The sequence below is a fragment of the Streptomyces sp. 8K308 genome, assembly GCF_004348315.1.
In the GTDB taxonomy this organism is placed as follows: Bacteria; Actinomycetota; Actinomycetes; order Streptomycetales; family Streptomycetaceae; genus Streptomyces.
Window position 1 is genome coordinate 1 of sequence record NZ_SMKC01000623.1, and the last position, 1,456, is coordinate 1,456.

Below are 1,456 nucleotides of genomic sequence, written 5' to 3' on the forward strand. Positions count from 1 at the left end.
CCCCGGTACCGCTCCCCCGCCCGCGCGTCGAGCAGCACGCCCCGCCTGGCGAGCTCGGCCGCGCCGTCCGCGTCCAGCGTCGGCAGTTGGCCGGGGCGCGGCACGAAGTCGCCCTCCGCCGGGACCGGGATCTCCTCGGTCAGCTCGCCGGCCCAGGCAGCCAGGCCGCCGTCGAGCACCCGGGTCCGCTCGTGGCCGGCCCAGCGCAGCAGCCACCAGGCGCGGGCCGCCCCCCAGCCCTGGGCGGCGTCGTAGACCACCACGTCCCGGTCGTGACTGACCCCGGCGCGGCGCATCGCGGTGCCGAACACGTCGGCGTCCGGCAGCGGGTGCCGGCCGGCCGCTCCCGGTGGCGCGGCGAGCTCCGAGTCCAGATCCACGTAGACGGCGCCCGGCAGATGCCCGGCCGCGTACTCGGGCAGCCCGGGCGGGCCGCCGAGCCGGTAACGCACGTCGAGCAGCACCGGACGGTCCTCGGGCGGGACCCCGGGGCCGAGGGCGGTCGCGAGTTCGGATGCGGAGATCATTGCAGTCATGGCCCCATTCTCCCCGCGCGAGGTGGAGACTTGGGGCGAGCAAGGGAGCCCCGAGGAGATGGAGAAGGATGACCAACACAGCGAGTCCACCCGTTCCCGGTACGCACCGCTGGGTGAGCCTGATGGTTCACGACCTGGCCGCGAGCCGACGGTTCTACGGTGGGCTCTTCGGCTGGGAGTTCGATGAGGGACCCACGCAACTCGGCGCGTACGTCCGAGCGCTGCGGGACGGGCACCCGGTCGCCGGCCTCGGCGAGATCGCGAGGGGCGTGCGGCGGATCACGGCCTGGCTGCCGTACATCGCCACCAACGACGCCGACGGCACGGCCGCGTTGATCCGTGAGTGTGGGGGCACGGTGGCCGTGGGCCCACTGGACGTGGAGCAGGTCGGCCGCCTGGGTATCGCCGCCGACGTGGGCGGTGCGGCCTTCGGCATCTGGGAGGGCGGGCCGCGGCGCAGCGCCCGGTACCACGGGGTGGAGGGCGCCGTCTCGTGGAACGAGCTGTTCGCGCACGACACGTCGGGCGTGGGCAAGTTCTACGAGCGGGTCTTCGGCTACGACGTGGGGCCAGAGCCGGCGCGACCGCCGGGCAGCGACTTCCTGACCCTCCGCATCGGCTCCCGCCCGGTGGCCGGAATCCGCGGCGCGGCCGGCCAGCTCCCGCACGACAGGGGGCCGCACTGGCTGACGTACTTCTCGGTGCTCGACGTGGACGAGACGCTGGAGAAGGTCGTCGCGCTCGGCGGCCGCAGGCTGAGTGACCCGGAGACCTCGCCCTTCGGTCGCTGGGCCCGCGTCGCCGACCCGGAGGGGGCGCCTTTCGCGGTCATCGTTCCCCCCGAGCGGTGACCCTGCGGGGCTGAGCCACGCCCCGGGCCTCCGGCCCGGGGCGCCCGGCGCTCCGCGTGGGGTTTTCCC

At 75.1% G+C, this 1,456-nt stretch carries 2 protein-coding genes; one reads left to right on the forward strand and one right to left on the reverse strand.

Annotated elements, in window-relative coordinates:
* A partial coding sequence (locus tag E1265_RS36225; protein WP_132935175.1) for a rhodanese-like domain-containing protein occupies positions 1 to 536 on the reverse strand: 536 nt, incomplete at its 3' end.
* A gap of 122 nt (positions 537 to 658) precedes the next feature.
* Here E1265_RS36225 and E1265_RS36230 point away from each other — a divergent pair.
* The gene (locus E1265_RS36230) at positions 659 to 1,387 is read left to right on the forward strand and encodes a VOC family protein (RefSeq protein WP_165954028.1); all 729 of its coding nucleotides are present in this window, start codon (positions 659 to 661) and stop codon (positions 1,385 to 1,387) included.
* Positions 1,388 to 1,456 lie beyond the last annotated feature (69 nt).

Coding starts and splice junctions, on each gene's coding strand:
- E1265_RS36230 (WP_165954028.1), top strand. CDS start 659: ATGGTTCACGACCTGGCCGCGAGCCGACGGTTCTACGGTGGGCTCTTC.